Origin of the sequence: Roseinatronobacter ekhonensis, from assembly GCF_900499075.1 — a bacterium.
In the GTDB taxonomy this organism is placed as follows: Bacteria; Pseudomonadota; Alphaproteobacteria; order Rhodobacterales; family Rhodobacteraceae; genus Roseinatronobacter; species Roseinatronobacter ekhonensis.
On the sequence record NZ_UIHC01000006.1, the window covers coordinates 108,945 to 130,232 of the forward strand.

Below are 21,288 nucleotides of genomic sequence, written 5' to 3' on the forward strand. Positions count from 1 at the left end.
TATGCGCTTTTTCAAGACACTTGCGATTGTCGCAACACTGGTGGCCGGTCAGGCCCAGTCGCAAAGCTGCGGCGGCGATTTCGGCGGCTTTGTTGGCGGTTTGAAGAGCGAGGCCGTCAGCATGGGGTATGACCGTGCGCTGGTAGAGAGATTTTTTGCCAATGTCCGGCGGGACCAATCGGTGATTAACGCCGACCGGCGGCAGGGCATTTTCCAGCGTCCGTTTCTGGATTTCTCGCGCGCGCTGATTTCGCAGAATCGCCTGAACAATGGCGCGCGCAATTACGAGCGCTACCGCTCGATCTTTGACGCCGCGCAACGCCAGTTCGGCGTGAACCCCGGCATTCTGCTGGCCTTCTGGGCGTTCGAGACAGATTTCGGCGCGGTGCAGGGCGATTTCAACACTGTCAACGCGCTGGTCACGCTGGCGCATGATTGCCGCCGTCCCGAATTGTTCCGCCCGCAGGTTTTCGCAGCGTTGGAAATGCACCGCCGGGGCGATCTGGACCCGCGCACCATGACGGGCGCTTGGGCGGGTGAAATCGGGATGGTGCAGAAACTGCCATCCGACATCATCAACCACGCTGTCGATGGCGATGGCGACGGTCAGATCACGCTGAAAACGTCGCAGGCGGATGCCATCATGTCGGGCGCATCCATGTTGCAAGCCAAGGGCTGGCGCGCGAATGAGCCGTGGATGCACGAGGTCGCGTTGCCGCAGGGTCTCGATCTGACGCAGACCGGTCTGCGCACCCGAATGAGCGTGTCCGAGTGGCAGAATCTTGGCATTCGGCCCACGCATGGCAGCTTGCCCTCGGGCAGTCTGCAAGCCTCTATCATCGTGCCGCAAGGGCATCGTGGCCCGGCCTTCATGGTGTTCGACAATTTCGTGACGCTGTTCGAATGGAACCAGAGCTTTATCTACGTCACCACGGCGGCGTATTTCGCCACACGGCTGACCGGCGCTCCGGTGTATCAGGCGGGCAATCCCGATACCGGCTTGAACCAAGACCAGATGCGCACCCTGCAAACCCGGCTTGTCGCGCGCGGCTTTGATGTGGGGGATGTGGACGGTATTCTGGGCGCGAATACCCGCGCCGCTGTGCAGGATGTGCAAGCGCAGCTTGGGATGCCCGCAGACGGTTGGCCGACGCCTGCGCTGTTACGGGCACTCTAGTCTTCGGGGTGGAGCCAATAGCTGCTATCCCCGCTACGCGCGCCCGAGTCGAGGGCCCGCACCTGATCGGGCCGGTAATAGGGTAGTTGTTGCAGAACCCGTTTCAGACGCCGCAATGCCAAGGGCTTGGTCATGACAAGTGTGCCTGCGCCGTCGGCCTGCTCGGCCAACTCAAGACCGTGATCCGCTGTCACCAGAATGGCGGGAATAGCGCCATGGGCCGCCCGCAGCGCGGCGATTGCCTGTAGCCCTGTAGCGCCATCATCCAGTTGGTGGTCGGCCAGTATCGCATCGGGGGCAATGCCCAGTTCGGCGATCTGCACCTGCGCGTCGGGCAGCGACGCGGCCTCGACCGGGCTTGCGCCCCAATCCTCCAGCATGCCCATGAGGGCGCGGCGGCTGGTTGCATCATTCTCGATGACCAGAACAAGCATATCCGACAACAGTCCGGGTGGATGGTCGCTCTCGGCTTTGGGCGTGGGCGTTGCCGCCGCGCCCTGCGCGACTGGAACGGTGATTGCAAAGACGGTGCCCTTCCCAAGCTCAGAGCGCAGCGACAGCGGATGCTCTAGCAGCGCGCAAGCCTGTTCCACAATGGCCAGCCCCAGCCCCATGCCGCCGTCGCCGCTTGGGTTCAGACGGGTGAATTCCTTGAAGATATCCACCTGTTTGTCATGCGGGATGCCGGGCCCGGTATCCCACACCTCTACCCGAAGATGCGCGCCCTGCCGCCGCACACCCAGCACAACGCGCCCCGTTTCGGTGTATCGCAAAGCGTTGGATACAAGGTTTTGCAGAATACGTTTTAGATAGACGGCATCGCTGCGCACATGTGCCTGTGTGGGCATAACCGCCAGCCGCAACCCGCGCCGGTCTGCCATTGGCTGAAATTCGTCGCGAAGGCGGGCGAAGAGCGGGGCAAGTGGTACGACATCCATGCGGGCGCGGGCGGCGCCGATGTCGAATTTCGACAGGTCCAAAAGTGCGCCAAGAATATCTTCGACACTTGTGAACGCGCTTTGCACGCGCCCGATCAATCGGGCTTGCGCGGCCGGATTATCCATCGCCGCCAGCGAGGACAGGAACAGCTTGGCCGCATTCAACGGTTGCAGCAGGTCATGGCTTGCACTGGCCACGAAGCGCGATTTGCTCGCATTCGCGCGTTCGGCCGCATCGCGCGCGGCAACCAGTTCGCCCGTGCGCGCCTGCACTCGTGCCTCCAGTGTCTCGTTCAGGCGGTGCATTTCGGCAATCGCGCGCCGCTCTGTCGTCAGATCGGTGAAGGACATGACGAACCCGCGATCCGGCATGGCCTGCGCCGAAAGCAGCAATTCGGTTCCATCCTCTTGCACGATATCCAGGCCAAGCGGCGGGCGAAAAGCGGGGCCGTTGACCCAATCGGTCAAAACCTGCCGGATGTTGCCACGCCCCAGCAGGCGGCGGCGCATCAGGTCGTTCAGCACATGGGTGAAGGGCGTGCCACTGGCCAGCAGCGCGTTGGGCGGCGCAAAAATCTCGCGCAGGCGGCGGTTCCAGCCGGCAAGTCGCCCTTTCGCATCAAAGATCAGCACTGCCTGATCAATGTGATCCAGCGTCGCGCGCACCATCTGGGCTTGTTCGTCCAGCAGCTTTTCCCGCTCCAGCCGCTCGGTGCGGACCATGGCGGTCACATCGGTCTGGATAATGGCGGTGCCGCCCGAAGCCATCCTCTGCTCGCTGACCTGCAACCAGTGGTCGCCCCGCAACGGCACGGTAAAATTGACGTTGCGGCGCATGTGGCTTTGCAAACGCTGCGCGACCCACGCGCGGCGCTCTGTTGCCGTGGTCAGGTCGATTGCATCACTTTGCGATACTGTCTGAACGTAATCCCGAAACGGTAGCCCGGCATCAAGCTGGTCACGGATATCGGGCAGCGCGGCGCAGAATTGCGAATTCCACAGCGTCAGCCGGTCGCGCGCGTCGAACATGGCGAACCCTTCGCCCATGGCCTCTAGCGCATCGACAAGGCTGTTGCGCGCGCCTACGGCATCGCGCTCTGCCTGCGACAGGCGCGCATTGGCCACGCGCAGCTTGTCCAGCGTTTCGGCCAGATCGCGCGTGCGGCTGCGCACCTGTTGCTCCAACGCGACCACATGCGTCAACTGCCCCATCGGACGGCTAGGCATGCGGCTGTGTTCGGACCGGTCCATCAATGCCGCCAGAATGGCGCGCAGGCGGGCATTCTGTTCGGCCAGTGGCAGGGCAGGGTCGATCATGTCTTCCAACATCAGCCAACCCCGTAAGCGGCCAGATCATCGCCGGAATCGGGCGGGTAAAAGGCAAGCCCCGTGAAGGTCTGGTTCACATGCACCATGTTGAACTGTTCGCCATAGGTATTGAAGCCTGTCACGCCGTAGCGGTCCAGAACCTGCGACAGGTCGCGTGCGGTCTGGCTGTTTTCTGCCTCCAGCCGCCGCAAAATGCAGTCGCAGGCCAGAATATCGGGGATGGCACCGCCTGCGCGCAAGCCGCCGAGCGCGCGGTCCAGATGGGCCACAAGGTCGGTCCCCTGCGCCAGCCGCAACACCAGCCCGCGCTCTACCGCGGAAAAGAACCGCAAGGTGCCGTCTGGTTCCACACGTTGAATGGCCAGCACATGATGCGTATCGCCGATCTTGGACACGACCGGGTTTGCGGCGAAAATGAATGGCGAAAGCTGGCCGGGGTCTTTGCCAAGGATACGGGCATATTCCGGCGCGGCGGGCATGCCGTTTATTTCCAGCACAAGGCGCTGCGCGGGGTCGGCCTCTGTCACGACCATGCGCGCCTCTGTCGGTTCCAGATGGTCGAAGCGAAAGGCCGTGACGGTGCAGGGCGTGCGCAGCACCGCCAGAACGGCGCTATCGGTCTGAAAGCGGCGGTCCACCAGCACGAAGGTTTGCGCAAAGCGCAGCCCGTCACCGGCCGACCCGCCCACCAGCGGGCTTTGCCCCAATGCCTCGGACAAGGCCCAGACAAGCTGGTCTTCCATCAGCGACAGCCCGTCCGACAGCAGAAACGCAACTTCGTTCGACCAGTCGGCGGTGGAAAAGGTCAGGTCGGCGCGCAGGTCGAACGCCATGGCGCGCGCGCGCTCTGGGTCAAAGTTGCGCAATGGGCTGACCGCCCCGACTGCCACGCGGAACAGATCGCGCGGCAGGCCAAGCGCGGTCAGACTGTGATCCAGATAGCCGCCTGTGCCGATCTCGCCTGCCGTTGTGCAACCCATGACCTGCACATCGGCGGGCAGGTCGGCCAGAGCGGCTTCGATCGTGGGCAGGTCATGCCCCTCGCCCACGAACAGCATGATCAGCGCAAGCCCGTCCGGAGAAAGATCTTCCAGAACATCGGCGATTGCCGCGCCGGAGCAGGGCTTGGTAGATTGCGCGCGCCGCATTATGCCCGATCCCGTCATCCGCCCCCCCCGGTCAATCGCTTGGTAAACCCTACGGGTTCGGTCGCTCAAGGCAAGCCTGGTGCGCGCCGCGCTCATTGGCATTCACGCGACACACCCTAACCTTCTGTGGTCGCATGGCGGTTTGCGCAAACCCGGTAACCACTTTTGCGCGACATTCTCTAGTGCGTCTTGCGAAGGATTTCGGCGAAGCTGGCGGAATTGGCAATGCGCACCGCTTGCGTGCGGCTTTGCGCGCCAAGCTTGCGCAGAATGGCGGTGACATGCGCCTTTACCGTGGTTTCGGTGATCGACAGTTCATAGGCAATCTGCTTGTTCAGATAGCCCTCGCAGACCAGCGACAGGATTCGTGCCTGTTGCGGGGTCAGATCCGACAACCGATCAATGACACTGCGTTCCGCGCCCTCGGGTGCGGTCGCGCTTGGCGGGGTGTAGCCGTCGGGCGTATAGTGCCCTCCCTGAAGCGCGGTGCTGATCGCGGTAACAAACGCCTCGCGCGGGCTGTGCTTGGGAACGAACCCCGCAGCCCCCGCATGCATGACCGCGGCGATGATCCGGTCATCCGACATGGATGACACGACAACCACCGGCACCCCCGGCGCCATGTTGCGCAGCCGCGTCAGCCCTTCCAGCCCGGCCACGTCCGGCAGGTTCAGGTCCAGAACAATGACATCGGCCATCGGGCCTTGGCGCAGCACGGTCAACCCAGCCGCCAGAGAGGGCGCGGTTGCCACTTTCGGCAGGCCCAGTGTTTCCGACAGGGTCATCTGCAACGCTTCGCAAAAAAGCGGGTGATCGTCTATGACCAGGATCATTCCGCTTCCCTGCTGCGCCGCATGTCCAACAGTGATCATATCGGTGCGCATGGTCTCATCGCAAGCTTTGACATTCCCAAGCTTACGCGAAAATGCTTGCCCATGCGCCCCCTTCTATCGTCTTAGACCCGAGCGTGCGGCACCAGGACGGACTCTGTCTGCAACGCATTTGTTGCGGGTCGCGCGTTGCTTGCAAGAGCGGTTGACCACGGGGTGGGAGCGGGTATTGTGGCCAGCGATGCGAGTGTCGGTCGCGCCCTTTGGGGATTGGGGGTGGTCGATTGCGCTGCCCGTAGACGTTCAAAGCACGGCAGGACCATAATGACGACTATTTCGCGCCGGGCGCTCGTTTTCGCGGGCACCGCCTATGCACTGTCAGGCTGTGCAATCGCGCGCGACGCGGCGCGCAAATCTGAAATCGTTGCAGGGGCAGATGCCGACGGCAATGCGGGAGACAGCACCTTCAGCCTGATAGAGGTGTCGTCGGACAGCCTTGCCAAGATTGCGCATTGGCCGGTGAACGACCCACGCCCCGCGCCACGCTGGCCCGGCCGCGGGGGCGGGCTGACCACCCAGAAAATCGCATCCGGCGACAAGCTGTCCTTGCGTGTCTGGACTGCCGAGGAAACCTCGCTGATCACCCGCGTAGGGGAACGCTACGCCGATATTCCGAATCTCGAAGTGCTGCCCTCGGGCCATATCTCGCTTCCCTATGTCGAACAGGTGCATGTCGCCGGCCTGTCGCCGGATAGCGCCCGTGCACGGATAGAGGACCGATTCAGCAGTATTATTCCCTCGGCGCAGGTGCAGCTCACCTCGTCAACCGGGCGCCGGAATTCGGTCGATATGTTGGGGGGCGTGCGCGCGCCGGGTACCTTACCCTTGACGGAACGCAACCTGACTGTGTTGAATCTGGTCAGTGAGGCCGGAGGGTTGGGCGGAAACATGGCCAACCCCCAGATCATGATCACGCGGGGCGGCTCGGTCTACCGCATGCCATTCGAGGATGTTCTGGAAACGCCTGCGCTTGACGTTGCTATGCGGGGCGGCGACCGGGTGGTGATCCGCCCCGATGAGCGCAGTTTCATCTCGCTTGGGGCGACAGGGGGGCAACGGGTTTTCCCGTTTCCGACAGAGAAACTGAGTGCCTTGCGGGCGGTTTCTGTGATGGGTGGGATCGCCGACAACCGTGCCGACCCGCGCGGTTTGCTGGTGTTGCGTCGTTATCCGTCCGGCACGGCCCGGCGCACCGAAGGGTTGGCGCATGACCAAGTTGTCTTCAGCTTTGATCTGACGCGGGCCGAACGGCTGTTCGCCGCTGACCAGTTCCTGTTGCAAGATGGCGATGTCGTTCTGGCCACGCTGGCACCGGCAACGACCACGCAACGCGTGCTGAACCTGTTCGGTGGGTTCATAAATGCGGGACGGTCGCTGACGCGCGACTGATGTTCCGGTTGGGTGCCGGGCCTTCAGCCCAACGGTGCAAACCCCGCATCGGCCATCAGCGCGTTAGAGCGGTCTTCGACAACACGTTCCAGCGTGGCAAGGAACTGGCGCTGGTCCACGCCCGCCGCAATCGGCGGCAGAAACTCCACCACTGCCATGCCCGGTTTGCGCAACATGCTGCGCTTGGGCCAGAACAGGCCGACATTGGTGGCCACTGGCACGCAGGGCTGGCCCAACTGGCCATACAGCAATGCAGAGCCGACCTTGTAAGGCTTGTTGTCGCCCGGCGCGACGCGGGTGCCTTGCGGATAGATGATGATCTGGCCTGCCGCCTCGCGCCCCTGTTCGACGCGGGCCAGCATGTCGCGAATGGCCACGCCGCCCTTGCCCCGATCAACGGGAATGCAGCCAAGCCGCATCGCGTACCACCCCAGAAAGGGCGCGTATTTCAGTTGTTTCTTCATAATGAAGCGCGGGTTTGGAAGCGCCCCGAAGATCAGGATGATGTCGAAAAAGCTTTGATGTTTGGCCGCAACAAGCGCGCCGCCTTGCGGGATCTCTCCACGAATATCGGCGCGCAGCCCGACCATCCAGCCTGCGGACCAGCGCACATAGCGGCAATAGGTATGGCAGGCCTTCAGCGCCATTTCCCGCCGCACCAAGGCAAATGGCGCAAACGCCAGCGCCATGATGGCCATGGCCAGATACATTTGCACGATAAACAGGAATGACCGGATATATTGCACCACAAGCCGCATGTCAGGTCACTCCGCGCAGAACGGTAAAGGCGGTCGCCATCGCCGCTGCCCAAGCGACGACGGCAATCAGCACAGGCACCAGAAGAGGCGCCAGCCATCCCGCGCCCTGAAACCCCAATCCGCTTGTGGCGTCCGGCCCCAAGCTGGGCAAGCCTATCATGGACGCCATGCCAAGCGCCGTTCCGATGACGCCGCCCAGCGCGGCACGCCGGGTCATGCGCCGCACAAAGGCACGGGCAATGAACCGGTCACGCGCGCCAACAAGCCGCAAAACACGGATGACCTGCGCGTTCGATGCCAAAGCGGCGCTGGCCGCAAGCGCGATGATTGCGCCGGTCACGGCACCGATCAACGCCAGTGCCAGACCCGAAACCGCGCGCAGGCGGCTTGCCGCGTCAATCAGCGGTCGGCGCCATTGGGTGTGGTCGTCATAAATCGCTCCGGGGGCCTCGGCGCTCAGGCGCAGGCGCAGGCCTTGCCGATCCGGCCCGTCTGCGGTTTCCCAGACTTCGACCATTCGGGGCAGGGGCAGGGCATCCAGCGGCAGGTCCGGGCCAAGCCAGACGGACAACAGATCACCCTGCTCTTCGGGGGTCATGACGCGCGCGTCCTCTATCCCCGGCGTGGTGCGCAGAACTTCCAGAACCGCCTCTGTCTGCGCGTCCAACTCTGCCGGCGGGGCGGAAACGCGCACGGTCGCGCTTTGCGCCAGCGCGGCGGTCCAGCTATCGGCCAAACGCGCTGCCGACATGGACAGCGCCAGTGCGAAAACGGCCAGAAAGGCCATCGCCGCCGCCCCCAGCCAGACCAGCCACGCGCCGTGGCCGCTGCGCGGCACGATCTGGTCGGAAATCGCGCTCACAACTCGGACCCCGCACTTTGCAGCTTGCGTCCGGCAATCCGCAAAACCCGCGCCGAAACATGCGACTTGGCGGTTCGGATCAGGTTCATGTCATGTGTGGCGATCAGTACGGCGGTGCCCATGCGGTTCAGTTCCATCATCAGCGACAGCAGCCGTTGCGACATATCCCAATCAAGATTGCCCGTCGGCTCATCTGCCAGCAAAACGCGGGGCGCGGCGATCACGGCACGGGCCAGCGCGGCGCGCTGCCGCTCGCCGCCCGACAGGGTTGGCGGCAGGGCTTCTGCCTGTGCGCGCAGCCCGACCCAGTTCAGCAGGTCATCGACATCGCGCTCCGACACGGGTCGTCCCGTTGCGCTCAGGGGCAGCGCGACATTGCTGCGAATATCCAGATGGTCCAGAAACTGGCAATCTTGGTGCACAACCCCGATGGAATTGCGCATTTCGGCCAAGGCATCGCGCGACATGCTGCGCAGGCTGGTATCGTTCAACAAGACCGTGCCGCGGCTGGGCAGCAATTCGCCGTAACACAGCTTGAGAAAGGTGCTTTTGCCCGCCCCGGATGGCCCGGTCAGAAAGTGGAAGCTACCCGCATCCAGGGCGACGGTAACGCCTTCGAACAAGGCGCCGCCACCGTAATCATGCGCGACGTCCTCAAATTGTATCATGGGCTAAGCAAAGGCGTATGGCCCGAACAGGGGAAAAGCGGCTTGTCGGCAAAAAACGTTAATCCTTGTTGGAACGCGACAACTTGCTTGCTACAACATCTAAAGTAGCGCGCCAATGGCCGATATGGTGCGGAGTTGGAGTGATAATGCGTCTGGTTTGCCCGAATTGTGCCGCTCAGTATGAGGTAGATGCAAGCCTGCTTCCGGCGGAGGGGACAGAGGTTCAATGCGCTGCGTGCAGCACTGTGTGGTTCCAGCCCGGACCAGACACCCCGAAACCGGCCCCCGAGACGCCGCGCCCAACGCCTGCGCGGGCAGAGCGGCCCCGACCGCGCGGCGATGCACGCCCGCCCGCGTCAGAGGGGCCTGCACCCGCGCGCCCCCCAGCGCCGCCCCCCCGGTCACAGCCGGAACCCGCAGAGGACACAGTCCCTGCTGCAGCAGACCCGCCCGCCCGTCCGCTTGACCCGTCGGTGGCCGAGGTGCTGCGCGAAGAGGCCGCGTTCGAGGCACAGCAGCGCGCCCGCGAAGACTCCCCGCTGGAAACGCAGCAGGAACTGGGCCTGTTTGGTCCGATTGGAACGAACGAGGTCGCTCCGCACAAGGCGAGCGGCGCCTCTAGCCTGCCGGATATTGACGATATCAGCTCGACCCTCGAACCTATCGACAGCGGGCGGTCAGGGCAGTCTGGCCTGCCGCAGACAGAAGCGGCGCGCAAGCGCAGCTTTCTGACGGGCATGGGGATACCTTTGGGAGTTGCGGCACTGCTCGTCGGGATTTACATGCTTGCGCCGACGCTTGCCGCCGCCGTGCCCGCGCTGGAAGGACCGCTAAGCAGCTTTGTCAGCTTGGTCGACCAAGCCCGTCTGGCGGTCGCGGCGCTTTTGGGTGGCGTGCTCTAGCCCAGCGATGCGGGTTGGCCTAAAGCGGCCAGACGACCAGCAACAAGGGCAGGCTTAGTCCTACGATCAGCGCCTCTAGGGGCAGGCCAAGCCGCCAGTAATCGCCAAAGCCGAACCCGCCCGGTCCAAGGATAAGCGTGTTGTTCTGGTGCCCGATCGGGGTCAGGAACGCGCAGGATGCACCGATTGCAACCGCCATCAGAAAACTGTCGGGGCTGACACCAAGCGCGCTGGCAATGCCAAGCGCGATGGGGCACATCACCGCCGCTGTGGCCGCGTTGTTCATCACATCCGACAGGAACATGGTTGTGACCAGCACAAGCACCAGCGCCACAACCGCGTTGCCCTGCGCGACCGTGCCGATCAGGAAATTGGCCAGCAATGCCGCCGCACCGGTGCTTTCCATGGCCCCCGCAACCGGGATCAGGGCCGCCAATAGCACAACCACGGGCCAGTCGATGGCGGTATAGACCTCGCGCATCGGCACGGTGCGCAGCACCATGGACGCCAGCACACCCAGCGCAAAGGCGATGGCGGCGGGCAACAGCCCCAAGGTCACAAGCGCAATGCTGCCCAGCATGATTGTGCCTGCAAAGATCGCTTTCCTGGGGTTTGGCAGGCGCAGATCACGCGGCCCAAGCGGCAGGCATCCCATATCGGCGGCGAATTGTGATATCGCCTCGGGTGGCCCTTGGACCAGCAGCAGATCGCCGGGCTTGAGCGTGATTTCCCGCAGGCGACGGTGCGGCCTGCGACCCTCGCGGGACAAGGCCAGCAGGTTCAGCCCGAACCGGGTGCGCATGCCGATATCCACCGCAGAGCGGTCCAACAGCGCGGCGCCGGATTGAACGACCAGTTCGCGCAGGACGATCTCGTCTTCCTGCGATGCATCTGTCTCTGACTCGGATGGTTTGGCCAGATCAAGTGTCACGTCAAACACTGACAAAGCCTTGGAAATCGCGTCGGTTTCCCCTTCCAGAACCAGCAGGTCGCCCGCCTTTATGCGTCGCCCGCCATGCGGGGCATTGACCCGCGTTTTCGCGCGGATCATGGCCACGATTTGCGCGCCACTTACGTCGATCTCGCGCTCGAACCCGCGAATGGTCAGGCCCACGGCTTTGCTGCCCTCTGGCACGCGCAGCTCTGCCATGTAGGCCCCGGTCTCGTAATCATCGCCCGCTGCTGCCTTGCGCTTGGGCACCAAGCGCCAGCCTATCAGCACAATGGCAGCCACGCCCGCCACCGCGACGCTGGCCCCGATGGGCGCGAAGTCGAAAAAGCCGAAGGCGCCCAAGCCCGCTTCGGCCCGAAAGCCAGAGACAATCATATTGGGCGGGGTTCCGACCAGCGTGGTCATACCGCCAAGGATGGTGCCGAATGCCAGCGGCATCAGCACTTGACCGGGCCGCAGCGACAGGCGTCCGGCCATCTGGATCGCGACCGGCATCAGAAGCGCCATCGCGCCCACGTTGTTCATAAAGCCGGACAGGAACGCGCCCAGCCCCAGCAGCGCGGCCATGCTGACCATCGGCCCTGCATCGGCGGGCAGCATTCGACGGGTTACGGCATCTATCGCGCCGGTGCGTTGCAGCCCGTGGCTCAGCACCAGAATGCAGGCCACAGTGATCACTGCAGGGTGCCCGAAACCTGCAAAGGCCAGTTCGGGCGCGATCAGACCGGCCACCGTGCTGGCAAGCAGTGCAGCCAACGCGACAACGTCATGCCGGAACCGACCCCACAAAAACAGGCCCATGGTCACGGCCAGAATGGCAAAGATCAGGCCTTGGTCCTGTGTCATCGCATCCTTACCAATCCTGCGTGCTTTGGGCGGTCAGTTGCCACCAAAGAGTGTGCCCAGAATACCGCGAATGGCATCATCCAGCGGCGCGGTGCGGGGTTGTTGCGGTGCAGGCGCGCGCGGTTCCTCGACCTGCCTTGGGCGCTCGGGTGCGGTCATCGGCAAGGGCCGTATGGGCAGGTTTTCATGCACCCGAAGCATCGTTTCGTGCCATATCTCTGCGGGTAGCCCGCCGCCGGTTACGCCGGTCAGTGGTGTGTTGTCGTCATTGCCCATCCAGACACCTGCCACATAGTCGGCGGTAAAGCCGATGAACCAAGCATCGCGGGCGGCCTGCGTGGTGCCTGTTTTCCCGGCGGCCTGCCGTTCTGGCAGACGCGCACGCCGTCCAGTGCCGTCTTCAAGCACGCGGCTCATCATCCATGTCAACATCTGCGCGGAGGTCTCGGATATGACCCGTTCGCCGATCCCGCTCGAAACCCCGAACAACGGTGTGCTGTCACCCAGCAATTTTAGCTCTTCTATGCCATAGGCACGCACGGCGCTGCCACCGTTCAGAATGCCCGCATAAGCGGCTGTCATGTCCAGCAGGTTGGATTCCGATGCGCCAAGCGCCAGCGCCGGTCCTTCGGCAAGATCGCTGCGCAGGCCAAAGGCGTTGGCCACCTCGCGCACGCGGTCGCGGCCCATCGCCTCTGAAATGCGCACAGCTGGGGTGTTGAGCGATTCCGCCAGCGCCTCTGACATGGTCACAAAGCCCCGAAACTCGCCATCGTAATTGCGCGGAGACCAAGGCCCGGATCCGGGCGTGTTGATGGTCAGGGGCGCGTCCTCGACGATATCGAAGGGCTGGAACCCGTTTTCCAAAGCGGCTGCGAACAAAAACGGTTTGAACGCAGAGCCGGTCTGCCGCACCGCTTGCACCGCACGGTTAAAGCCGCCCACCTGTGCTTCACGACCGCCGACCATGGCGCGCACGGCGCCATCGGCGGACATGACCACGACCGCAACCTCTGCTTCTGAACCATCGCGCACCTTGTTGGCAAAGACTTCGCTGACCGCCGTTTCGGTCGCGGCCTGTAGGCGCGGGTCGAAGGTGGTGCGCATGATGACATCTTCAGTGGTTTCGCGCGCCAGATAGGCGGGGCTTTCCAGCATCAGCCAGTCGGCAAAAGCGATGCCTTGTTGCTCTTCTGCGCGCTCCGACAGGGTTGCGGGGTGGTCGCGTGCCTCTGCGTATTCATGCGCATCAAGATACCCTTGATCGTGCATCAGCTCGACCACCACGGCGGCACGTTGCTGCGCGCGTTCCAGATTGCGCGTCGGCGCGTAATAGGACGGTGCGACCAGCAGGCCCGCCAGCATCGCGCCCTCGGCCGGACCGACTTCGTTGGCTGAGCGGCTGAAGTAGCGCTGCGCGGCGGCCTCGAACCCGCGCGCGCCCGCGCCCAGAAAAGCGCGGTTCATATAGATCGTCAGGATGTCATTCTTGGAGAACTTCGCTTCCAGCGCGAAGGCGTAGGGCAATTCCTTGATTTTCCGCCAGAGCGTGCCGCGACGGCAATCCGATTCGTAGTCGGCCTCAGACTCCCATGTCTCTGGGTCATATGGCACGCCAAGGCACAGCAGTTTCGCCACCTGCTGCGTGATCGTGGAACCGCCCGCGCCCGAAAACGCTCCGCGCCCTTCGGACAGGTTGGCCCGGATGGCGCCAGCAATCCCGCGCGGAGACACCCCGAAATGGCGGTAGAAGCGCCGGTCCTCGGTGGCCACGATGGCGTTTTTCAAATGCGGGCTGACAGTGCTGGCCGTGATGACGCCGCCGAAGGTCTCGCCGCGCCACGCGAACACTTCGCCATGACGGTCCATCATGGTCACAGACCCTTGCGCGCGGTCGTCAAGCATGTCGGCCAAGGGTGGCAGGGTCGAATAGAAATAGAAGGTTGCAAGCGCAAGGATCAGGCCCACCATCGCGGCCCCACGCCATGCCACGCCCCAGATGATACGCCAAAGAAACGACAGCGCCGCGCGGAAGAACCGCGTGACGGGGTTCCCCCTACGCGGCGCGCGCGCCGGTTTGCGTTTGCGCGCGGGAGCTTTGCGCGTTGCCGGTTTTTGCTTGGTCTGCGCGCGTTGCGGGGCAACCAGCTTTTTGCGAGGGGGCTTGGCGCTACTCATGATTCACTATGCCTGATTGCCGATTGCTGGCGCAAATACATTTGTTTTCGCCTTCTTGCCATGCAGCGCGCCGGTTTTCCACCTTCTTTGCCCCCACATCGCGCAACTGTGCCCGGTCCGAGTCACCAGTGGAATCGGTAGGCATCCGGCCGGTTCCACACCGGGACAGGGTTTGGAGTGTCCAATAAAAGCCTAAAAAATAGGCAGTGGCGTTATTTTGTGCACGGTTTTTCGGATTCTGCCGCATTGCAGCGCCTGAAAGCCCGCAGAAAGTTGAGCAACCCCGCCCTTCACCTTCTGTTTACGGTGTGCGGCCGCGACTGGCCAACAAAGTGGATGAAAGGGGATGACACCGTGAAATATATCATTGCGGCGATAAAACCGTTCAAGCTGGAAGAGGTCCGCGAAGCGCTGACCTCTATCGGCGTGCGCGGCATGATGGTGACCGAAATCAAGGGGTTCGGCGCGCAATCCGGCCATACCGAGATCTATCGCGGTGCGGAATATGCCGTCAATTTCGTGCCCAAGCTGAAGTTGGAAATCGGCGTCAGCGACGCGATGGCCGACCAGGTGGTCGAGACGCTCCAAAAAACCGCGAAGACCGACAAGATCGGCGATGGCAAGATCTTTGTGCTTGATCTGGCCGCAGCCACGCGCGTGCGCACCGGTGAATCCGGCGACGACGCCCTGTGATCTCGTGGACTCAGTTCAAAAAGGACAAAAGCTGATGCAACTCAAAAAACTCCTTCCGATTGTGGCCGCGGCGGCGCTCTTGCCCAGCCTCGGTCTTGCGCAGGACGCGGCTGTCACCGCAGACCGCGTAAACTCTGAAATGGTGTTCATCATGAACACCCTGCTGTTCCTGATGGGCGGCTTTCTTGTGTTTTTCATGGCGGCAGGCTTTGCCATGCTGGAAACCGGCCTTGTCCGGTCCAAGAACGCGACCATGCAGTTGGTCAAGAACGTCGCGCTATTCTCGCTCGCGTCGGTCGCTTACTTCGTCGTCGGCTTCAACCTGATGTATCCGGGCGATGGCTGGATCATCCAGGGCTGGATGGGCGGCTTCTCGATGACCGAACTGGAACCCGTCGGCGTCGGCTATGACGACCTTGTCGACGTGTCCTATGCGTCGGTCGGCTCTGACTTCATCTTCCAGCTGATGTTCTGTGCGGCAACCGCGTCTATCGTGTCCGGTGCTGTTGCAGAGCGCATCAAGCTGTGGCCCTTCCTTGCGTTCGTGGTCATCCTGACCGGCATCATCTACCCGATCCAGGCAAGCTGGAGCTGGGGTGGCGGCTTCCTGTCCGAGGCTGGCTTCTCTGACTTTGCAGGTTCTTCGATTGTGCATGGTGCAGGCGGTTGGGCTGCACTGGCCGGTGTTCTGATCCTCGGCTCGCGGACCGGCAAATACGGCAAAGACGGTCGTATCACGGTTATGCCCGGTTCGAACCTGCCGCTGGCGACGCTGGGCATGTTCATTCTGTGGCTGGGTTGGTTCGGCTTTAACGGCGGTTCGCAGCTTGCCATGGGCACTGTCAGCGACATCGCTGATGTCAGCCGCATTTTCGCCAACACCAATACGGCGGCTGCCGGTGGTGCGATCGCTGCGCTGATCCTGACGCAAATCCTGTACAAAAAGGTCGATCTGACCATGGTGCTGAACGGCGCGCTGGCTGGTCTGGTGTCAATCACGGCAGAACCGCTTGCTCCGGGCCTTGGCTTGGCAACGTTGATCGGTGCTGTCGGCGGTGTGATCGTGGTCTTCACGGTCCCGATGCTGGACAAGATGAAGATCGATGACGTTGTCGGTGCCATCCCTGTCCACCTGTTTGCGGGTATCTGGGGCACATTGGCGGTCGTGCTGTCCAACGGCGATGCAAGCATCGGCGCGCAGATCTACGGTATCGTTGCAATCGGTGCCTTCATGTTTGTCGCTTCGGGCATCGTCTGGTTCATCCTGAAAGCCATCATGGGCATTCGTGTCAGCGACGAAGACCAGATCACCGGTCTGGATACGTCCGAACTGGGCATGGAAGCCTATCCGGAATTCAGCAACCGCTGATCCCGAACCCTGAAGACGACAAAGGCCCGGTCGCAAGACCGGGCCTTTTTGTTGCGCGTCAGGTGGACCAGAGTGAATTATAGCGTTTCAGATGCCGCCAAACGAATGACGGTCGGAGCGCATGTCTGCTCCCCCTTGATTGCGCATCCTCTAGGCGGTCAGAGTGCCCAAAGCCTTGGGCGCGATCCGCCGTAGCAATGCGGATAGTTGTTCCAGTTCTTCAGTGCTGCACCTGTCATCAAACAGGTATTGCGCCCGTTTTTCGAACGTAGCGAACACCTCTGATAGCTTTTGTTTGCCCGTTTGTGTGATCACGACGAAGGACAGCCGCGCATCGCGCGCGTCCGATTCTTTCGCGAGCAGTCCGGTTTTCTCCATCGGCGCAGCCATGCGGGTGATGGTGGAGGCGCTGACATGCATCCGCTTTCCCAGATCAACCCTTGGCAGGCGGTTCGATGCTGCGCGGTCCAGATGAAGCAGCATCAGGAACTCGTTTACCGAGATGCCGTGAACAGCAGAGAATTCACCCCCCAGACCGGCGCAGAATTCGTCAGCGGCTTGCAAAAGCCGCAGAGCATTTGTGGTCTCGATCGTGGTCATAGCTCAAATCCTTTGCAAAAAACTTGCATACGCAAGCATTATGAAAGCTATTTAGGCGCGTAGCCCGCGGATTGCAAGGCTGTCTTTCAGAACCGCGAGTCCAAGAAAATTCCAAGCGGTACAAAGTCCCTTGGGAACGGCTTGTCCTAACAGCATCGACATCGGTGTTTCAAAAAGGGAATTGGAAATCCGTAGCGGATCTGAATCGTTGAGGGTAAAAATAAATCAATGACTTATGCTATTTTTGCAGCATTATGACGCCCCGAACAATGACCAAGACTATGCCAAATCAAGCTCAGGATCCGGCAAAGCAAACGGGCTCGGCGATCACGCTCAGACATAGCCCAGCCTGCAGCAAGCAGATGCAACGCCTTTTGATGCCTGTCATTGCAACCGAGCAAATCTTGAACAGCTTCCTGTGCAGAAGGTGAGGAACACGAGCCCGTCAGCCTCGACCACTGGCCGTCTCCACGAACCGTTAATTAGAATAGTGGCCGTTTATTGCAGGGCGGATGATCCCACCTATAGGGGTTGTCTCATCATTGTATCTTGGGACAATCTACCGAAACCGGTGCAGTAACTGCGTGACCGGGCGTATCAAGATCGTGACGCGAGGGGTCCGCCGCATGTCAGACCAGACCATGGCTGCCGGTTTCGCGACCGCGTTTCTGGACTATGCTGTGGCCGAGGGGGCACCACGGGGCCGCCTGCTGTCGGAGTCCGGGCTGACGGAACAAGATCTGGCGGATCAGGATACGCGCATCCCAGTCGCCGCCTACCAGTCGCTTATCGCCTCTGGGATCGCGTTTGCCGGCGACACCTCGCTGCTTCTGCGCCACGTGCTGGAAACCCGGCTGGAGACAATGTCCATCGTCGGACAGATCGTGCATGCCTCCACCTCCTTCCCGCACAGCCTTGACCAGTTGAACCGATATTCACGGCTGATGGCCGATGTCGCGATCCCCGGTGGACGGGATCAGTTCGAGTTGGTGCAAGAGGCAGACGCGATTTGGCTGGTGGACCATCGCCCCTGCGATGGCAGCTGGATGGCGACGGAGGCGAGTTTCGCGCGGTTCATCTCCGAGTTCCGCCGATCAGCGCCGGAGCACCCGTTCGAGATGGCGCTAGAGGTGAGCTATGCGCCGCCACCGCATGCAAATCGTTATCCCGAGCTTTTCCGGGTTCCGGTGACATTCCGCGCACCGCGCAATGCGCTGCGCATCAATCCGATCTGGCTCGACGTCCCATTTGACGGTGGAAAGGAATATGTTTTTGGCGTTTTCACGCGCCATGCTGATACGCTGCTGGACGAGCTTGCAGCGCGTGATACCGTGCGCTCGGCGGTAGAGGCAACGATGCTGGCCGATCTGCACGAGGGCACGCTGTCCATGGACCGGACCGCCCGCGACCTGGGCATGAGTCGGCAAACGCTTTACCGCCGTCTGAAGGACGAAGGCGTCACCTTCGCGCAGGTTCATGACGACCTGCGCCGCCGTATGGCGATGGATTACCTGAGCGCACGAAAGGTCTCGGTCGGAGAGACAGCCTATCTTTTGGGGTTCTCAGAGGCATCAGCCTTTGTGAGGGCCTTCCGGCGTTGGACTGGGGCGAGTCCGACGACGTGGTTGGCGCGAAACTGAACGATTGATGCTTGCGGTCAATCCGCTGATCTCTGCGGTCATGCCGCTGCCCGACGCCGGCAGATAGACCCTTCCTCGACACGTTTAACAGTCGAAAGAAACCTGACATGAGACCGCTACTGATCGCTCCCCTGTGCCTTGCCGCATTGCTTGGCGCCTGCGCCGAGACGGGCGCGGATGTGGACCCGATACTGGATGGCGCCCCAAGCCCGCAATTCCACAGCGATGTCGCAGCTTGCCGCAGCCTCGCCCGAAGCCAATCGCAGCTGCACCATGAAACGATGGCCTCGACCGCCATTGGTGCGGGAATTGGCGGCCTTCTGGGCGAAGCCGACAGCGGCGGCGATGCGCTGGGTGGGGCCGTTGTCGGCGCATTGGCAGGCGCTGCCGCTGGCGCATCCAAGGCAAGCGACACGCGCAGGGGCATTGTTCTGAACTGCCTGCGCGGGCGCGGCCACGCGGTGGTCAACTAAAGGAGAGAGCCATGCATGAAGTTCGCACCCGCATGAAGAGTTTGCACCACATGCTGACCGGGCAAAGGGCCCAACCAACGTGGCGTTGCGAGTACCCGCCTCGGCATCTCTGGGGCAATACTGGCCAGCCGGAGCAAACGCCACGCAGTCCGCGTCGGTCCCTTCCAGCGCGTCTGCTGCGGTGGGGAGGGTCCGGCCCGTGACCCAGATTTTTGCCGTCGCCTATGCCGGTCTTGCCACATTGCCAGTGCTGATGCACCTGGCCGTTGGTGCAGGTGCCCCGCTGGGTCGCCTGACTGTGGGTGGTCGGTTCCCCGGCCGTTTGCCGCCCGTTTGGCGGGTGCTGGCTCTGGCACAGGCCGCGCTGCTCGGGTCAATGGCCGGGGCGGTGCTTGCACGGGCCGGCATCGGCGCGGCGCAGCTGGTGCCGATGTTCTGGCCTGCTGTTGTGCTCACTTTGCTGTCGCTTGCCGCAAACGCCGCCAGCCCATCGCGCCCAGAGCGCCTACTGTGGACGCCGGTTCTTTTCCTCATGGCTGCCGCAGCGCTTGGCGTCGCCTTCACATGACCATCGGAGACGATTCATGAAAGTTCTCATCGCCGGCGCGACCGGCTATCTTGGCCGTTACCTTTGCGCCGAATACGCACGGCGTGGGCACCATGTTACCGCACTGATCCGAAACACCGCGCGGGCTGAGGGGCTTGCCGATCTTTTGATCGAGGCCGAAGCCACCCAGCCCGAGACGCTCAGGGGGATCATGGACGGGATGGACCTCATTGTCTCGTCGCTCGGCATCACGCGGCAGGCTGACGGGCTAAACTATAGAGACGTTGACTTCCAAGCGAACCTGAATCTGCTGCGCGAGGCAGAGGCCGCAGGCGTCGGACGATTTGCTTATGTTCATGTCCTGAACGCTGACGCCATGGCGGGCGTTCCGCTTGTCGATGCAAAGACCGCCTTTGTGGACGCGCTTCGTGCCTCTGACGTGCCCGCGACCGTGATCGCGCCCACCGGCTATTTTTCGGACATGGGTGATATTTTTGCGATGGCGCAGGGTGGCCGCGTCTGGCTGTTCGGTGATGGGGCACAGCGCCTCAACCCCATTGATGGTGCCGACCTTGCATTGGCCATCGCGAACGCGACCGATGCAGGGCGGGGTTGGATTGAGATCGGTGGCCCCGACGTGATGACGCAGGACGAAATCGCCCGCGCCGCTTTTGCCGCTCTTGGGAAGCAGCCGCGCATTTTCCATCTGCCGGACGCCCTGCGCCGCGCCACGCTTTCCGTGCTGCCGATCCTGCCCCGTCGGCTGGACGGCCCCGCGCGCTTTTTCTTGACCGCGCTCGGCATGGACATGGTCGCGCCCCGCTTCGGGACGCGACGTCTTGCCGACCACTTTGCAACGCTTGCCGCCGAGGCGGTCCACAATCCTTCAGGAGAACGGAAATGACCCTTACCAAAGCCGGCGGCCTCGCCGCCCTCATTTGTGCCGGAACCTACATCTTCGGCTTCGTCTTTCTCGTCACCGTGTTCGCCCCGCTCGGCTTCGGCCCGGGCGAGATCGATATTCCCGCCGTGGTGGCCTATACCGCCGAGAATCCGGGCATGATGATTCTTTGGAACACCACGATCTACGTTGTCAACGCGCTGGCGCTGACGGTGCTGGTCGTCGCACTGCACCGCCAAATCGCCGCAGAGCGCCCTGACGCCGCCGCATTGGGGGGTGCGATCGGTCTGATCTGGGCGACCCTTGTCCTCGGCGCTGGCATGATTGCCAATGTCGCGGTGGAGCACGTCCATGCTCTCGCCGACGAGCCGGAGGCCGCTGCTGAACTGTGGTCGACGATGCATGTGGTCGAACTGGGCCTAGGCGGCGGTAACGAGATCGCCGGTGGCGCATGGATCGTGGCGGTTAGCCTCTACGGTATTGCCAGCGGCACCTTGGGCCGCCTTGCTGCCGTGATCGGCGTTATCAGCGGGGCCGCGGGGCTCGCGACCATCCTGCCGCCGCTTGGAAAGATCGCTGGCGCCGTCTTTGGCCTTGGTGCCATCGCTTGGTTCATCGTCGTCGGGGTCGCGCTGCTGCGGGCCGCCCCTATTCACGTCAGAAAAGAGATTTCCGCATGACTTCTCTCAGCGCCCGAGCAGCACCTGCGGATGCATGTCGGCGGGGTTGACGATCATGGGGAAAGCGCGGCCAATCTTGGCGCATTCCTCGCCGATCCGGACCATGTCTGGACCCGGACCGAGCCGCACGCCCTCATGCTCGTGCTCGAACGGCCATCGGCCTCGATCATGCTGCCCCGCGTGTTCCGCGCGGTTTTGCTTGTCGGAGCCTTGCGGCACATGTCGTGGTCGGTTTGGCCCTCTGGGGTGATCTGGATCAATTCGCAACCCGGCAGCAAGCGTTAAGTGGTCATGCGAATACAACTTAGCGGCCTGCCGATTTGTCCAGATCTTCTCCTCCAAGTGCTT

20 protein-coding genes are annotated in these 21,288 nt (G+C 62.5%); 11 read left to right on the top strand and 9 right to left on the bottom strand.

The features are described 5' to 3' along the window. Nucleotide 1 precedes the first annotated feature (1 nt). Nucleotides 2-1,177 (top strand): lytic murein transglycosylase, encoded by a 1,176-nt coding sequence (locus ROE7235_RS04675; RefSeq protein WP_121093512.1) that lies wholly within the window; start codon nucleotides 2-4, stop codon nucleotides 1,175-1,177. Here ROE7235_RS04675 and ROE7235_RS04680 read toward each other — a convergent pair. The 3 genes from ROE7235_RS04680 to ROE7235_RS04690 form a co-directional block, all read right to left on the bottom strand. After that, nucleotides 1,174-3,444 (bottom strand): hybrid sensor histidine kinase/response regulator, encoded by a 2,271-nt coding sequence (locus ROE7235_RS04680; RefSeq protein WP_121093513.1) that lies wholly within the window; start codon nucleotides 3,442-3,444, stop codon nucleotides 1,174-1,176. The two genes, ROE7235_RS04675 and ROE7235_RS04680, sit on opposite strands and share 4 nt — an antisense overlap. Beyond that, nucleotides 3,444-4,661, bottom strand: a complete 1,218-nt coding sequence (locus ROE7235_RS04685; protein WP_183073325.1) for an FIST N-terminal domain-containing protein — start codon at nucleotides 4,659-4,661, stop codon at nucleotides 3,444-3,446. Before ROE7235_RS04685 ends, ROE7235_RS04680 begins: the two co-directional genes overlap by 1 nt. A gap of 110 nt (nucleotides 4,662-4,771) precedes the next feature. Continuing rightward, on the bottom strand, nucleotides 4,772-5,425 hold the full coding sequence (locus ROE7235_RS04690; RefSeq protein ID WP_121093545.1) for a response regulator: 654 nt from the start codon (nucleotides 5,423-5,425) through the stop codon (nucleotides 4,772-4,774). A 321-nt stretch (nucleotides 5,426-5,746) separates the two neighbouring features. On the opposite strand from ROE7235_RS04690, the gene ROE7235_RS04695 reads away from it, so the two are divergent. Continuing rightward, nucleotides 5,747-6,871 (top strand): polysaccharide biosynthesis/export family protein, encoded by a 1,125-nt coding sequence (locus ROE7235_RS04695; RefSeq protein WP_121093515.1) that lies wholly within the window; start codon nucleotides 5,747-5,749, stop codon nucleotides 6,869-6,871. Between the two features lie 23 nt (nucleotides 6,872-6,894). Here ROE7235_RS04695 and ROE7235_RS04700 read toward each other — a convergent pair whose 3' ends face one another. Genes ROE7235_RS04700 through ROE7235_RS04710 form a run of 3 tightly spaced genes read right to left on the bottom strand, consistent with a single transcriptional unit; the run spans nucleotide 6,895 to nucleotide 9,159 of the window. Then, a complete protein-coding gene (locus ROE7235_RS04700) occupies nucleotides 6,895-7,629 on the bottom strand; it encodes a lysophospholipid acyltransferase family protein (RefSeq protein WP_121093516.1) in 735 nt (244 codons plus the stop codon). A gap of 1 nt (nucleotide 7,630) precedes the next feature. Beyond that, the gene (locus ROE7235_RS04705) at nucleotides 7,631-8,491 is read right to left on the bottom strand and encodes a cell division protein FtsX (RefSeq protein ID WP_121093517.1); all 861 of its coding nucleotides are present in this window, start codon (nucleotides 8,489-8,491) and stop codon (nucleotides 7,631-7,633) included. Beyond that, the gene (locus ROE7235_RS04710) at nucleotides 8,488-9,159 is read right to left on the bottom strand and encodes a cell division ATP-binding protein FtsE (protein ID WP_121093518.1); all 672 of its coding nucleotides are present in this window, start codon (nucleotides 9,157-9,159) and stop codon (nucleotides 8,488-8,490) included. Before ROE7235_RS04710 ends, ROE7235_RS04705 begins: the two co-directional genes overlap by 4 nt. Before the next feature lie 146 nt (nucleotides 9,160-9,305). On the opposite strand from ROE7235_RS04710, the gene ROE7235_RS04715 reads away from it, so the two are divergent. Beyond that, complete coding sequence (locus ROE7235_RS04715; protein WP_121093519.1) at nucleotides 9,306-10,061, top strand: zinc-ribbon domain-containing protein; 756 nt, start codon at nucleotides 9,306-9,308, stop codon at nucleotides 10,059-10,061. Between the two features lie 19 nt (nucleotides 10,062-10,080). On the opposite strand, the gene ROE7235_RS04720 is transcribed toward ROE7235_RS04715, so the two are convergent. Together ROE7235_RS04720 and ROE7235_RS04725 are read right to left on the bottom strand one after the other, a co-directional pair. Then, entirely contained in the window at nucleotides 10,081-11,859 is a 1,779-nt protein-coding gene (locus tag ROE7235_RS04720) for an SLC13 family permease (protein WP_121093520.1), read from the bottom strand. 33 nt (nucleotides 11,860-11,892) lie between these two features. Continuing rightward, on the bottom strand, nucleotides 11,893-14,037 hold the full coding sequence (locus ROE7235_RS04725; protein WP_121093521.1) for a transglycosylase domain-containing protein: 2,145 nt from the start codon (nucleotides 14,035-14,037) through the stop codon (nucleotides 11,893-11,895). 354 nt (nucleotides 14,038-14,391) lie between these two features. Here ROE7235_RS04725 and ROE7235_RS04735 point away from each other — a divergent pair, with 354 nt between their 5' ends. After that, nucleotides 14,392-14,730: a P-II family nitrogen regulator gene (locus ROE7235_RS04735; RefSeq protein WP_121093546.1), complete on the top strand. Its 339-nt coding sequence runs from the start codon at nucleotides 14,392-14,394 to the stop codon at nucleotides 14,728-14,730. Between the two features lie 34 nt (nucleotides 14,731-14,764). Then, on the top strand, nucleotides 14,765-16,099 hold the full coding sequence (locus ROE7235_RS04740) for an ammonium transporter AmtB (protein WP_121093523.1): 1,335 nt from the start codon (nucleotides 14,765-14,767) through the stop codon (nucleotides 16,097-16,099). A gap of 150 nt (nucleotides 16,100-16,249) precedes the next feature. On the opposite strand, the gene ROE7235_RS04745 is transcribed toward ROE7235_RS04740, so the two are convergent. Further along, nucleotides 16,250-16,699 carry a MarR family winged helix-turn-helix transcriptional regulator gene (locus ROE7235_RS04745; protein ID WP_121093524.1) on the bottom strand — a complete coding sequence of 150 codons (450 nt, stop codon included), beginning with the start codon at nucleotides 16,697-16,699 and terminating at the stop codon, nucleotides 16,250-16,252. A 626-nt stretch (nucleotides 16,700-17,325) separates the two neighbouring features. Here ROE7235_RS04745 and ROE7235_RS04750 point away from each other — a divergent pair. The 6 genes from ROE7235_RS04750 to ROE7235_RS04775 all read left to right on the top strand — a co-directional run bounded on the left by ROE7235_RS04750 (nucleotide 17,326) and on the right by ROE7235_RS04775 (nucleotide 21,225). Next, nucleotides 17,326-18,339 (top strand): AraC family transcriptional regulator, encoded by a 1,014-nt coding sequence (locus tag ROE7235_RS04750; RefSeq protein WP_121093525.1) that lies wholly within the window; start codon nucleotides 17,326-17,328, stop codon nucleotides 18,337-18,339. A gap of 107 nt (nucleotides 18,340-18,446) precedes the next feature. Beyond that, the gene (locus ROE7235_RS04755; protein WP_121093526.1) at nucleotides 18,447-18,812 is read left to right on the top strand and encodes a glycine zipper family protein; all 366 of its coding nucleotides are present in this window, start codon (nucleotides 18,447-18,449) and stop codon (nucleotides 18,810-18,812) included. Nucleotides 18,813-19,011: 199 nt separating this feature from the next. Next, nucleotides 19,012-19,380 (top strand): hypothetical protein, encoded by a 369-nt coding sequence (locus ROE7235_RS04760; protein WP_121093527.1) that lies wholly within the window; start codon nucleotides 19,012-19,014, stop codon nucleotides 19,378-19,380. 16 nt (nucleotides 19,381-19,396) lie between these two features. Further along, entirely contained in the window at nucleotides 19,397-20,263 is an 867-nt protein-coding gene (locus tag ROE7235_RS04765; protein ID WP_121093528.1) for an SDR family oxidoreductase, read from the top strand. Further along, the gene (locus ROE7235_RS04770; protein ID WP_121093529.1) at nucleotides 20,260-20,940 is read left to right on the top strand and encodes a hypothetical protein; all 681 of its coding nucleotides are present in this window, start codon (nucleotides 20,260-20,262) and stop codon (nucleotides 20,938-20,940) included. The genes ROE7235_RS04765 and ROE7235_RS04770 overlap by 4 nt, the downstream gene beginning before the upstream one ends. Before the next feature lie 30 nt (nucleotides 20,941-20,970). Beyond that, nucleotides 20,971-21,225, top strand: coding sequence for a hypothetical protein (locus tag ROE7235_RS04775; RefSeq protein ID WP_121093530.1), 255 nt, complete (start codon nucleotides 20,971-20,973; stop codon nucleotides 21,223-21,225). Nucleotides 21,226-21,288: the final 63 nt, after the last annotated feature.